The following is a 697-nucleotide window of genomic DNA, read 5'->3' on the forward strand; positions in this document are numbered from 1 at the left end:
GACGGGCTGCGCGCCGACATTGCGGCGCTGGCCGATGAGATGTGCGAGCTGCATCTGCGGCTACGGGGGCTGGTGAGCGTGTATTTCTGGAACAGCGACGTGCTGGCCGAGCGCCTGGCGGGTCATATCCTGCGGGACGCGCACGACCGTTACATCGAAATCTACAAAGCGATTAACGAACTGGAACACCATTTCAAGGATTGAGGGGTAAGTATGCGAAATCTGACGGTAGGCGGCTTTATCGATTTTCTGCGGGCGTTTGACCCGGACACGCCGTGCTGCGGCTCGGTATGGGTGGCCGATGATTTTCTGGATATGGATGCCTCGCTTACGGCGGCAGAAATCCAGACGGCGGTATGGCGCGCCAACAGGTGGTATGACGCGGATATTGGCTACAGTTGGGATTTTCTGCGCGATATTGTTGACGGCGTCATCGACGAACGCGAATAACGGCAGCGACCGGGCGGGGGAGACCTTGCCCGGTGGTTTTGCGTACGTTGCCTGCGTCCGCGTTGGCGCATCGAGCGCCGCGCGCACGCGAGAGGGCCAACGCCACGCGGCACTTGCCGGCAGGCCGGCGCCGCAAAGGCCGCAGGCAGGGCCTGCCCACACCGTTTTAATCCTTTTCCTCTGACGCCCAGGTGTCGTGACGGCCAGAGCCGTACCCAAACGCTAGTCCGGCACGGTTGGGCCGCAA

At 62.0% G+C, this 697-nt stretch carries 2 protein-coding genes; both read left to right on the forward strand.

Annotation, left to right across the window (positions count from 1 at the left end):
* Window positions 1-204, forward strand: a 204-nt coding sequence (locus AC4PR2_RS29435) for a YubE family protein (RefSeq protein ID WP_492176117.1), incomplete at its 5' end; no start/stop codon positions are given.
* Window positions 205-213: 9 nt separating this feature from the next.
* A complete protein-coding gene (locus AC4PR2_RS29440) occupies window positions 214-450 on the forward strand; it encodes a hypothetical protein (protein ID WP_492176118.1) in 237 nt (78 codons plus the stop codon).
* The last annotated feature ends 247 nt before the right edge of the window (window positions 451-697 follow it).

It is taken from the genome of Serratia sp. A07 (assembly GCF_058725505.1).

What these genes read in the sequence shown, in the direction of transcription:
- AC4PR2_RS29440 (WP_492176118.1), top strand. Translation starts at nt 214, where the DNA reads ATGCGAAATCTGACGGTAGGCGGCTTTATCGATTTTCTGCGGGCGTTT.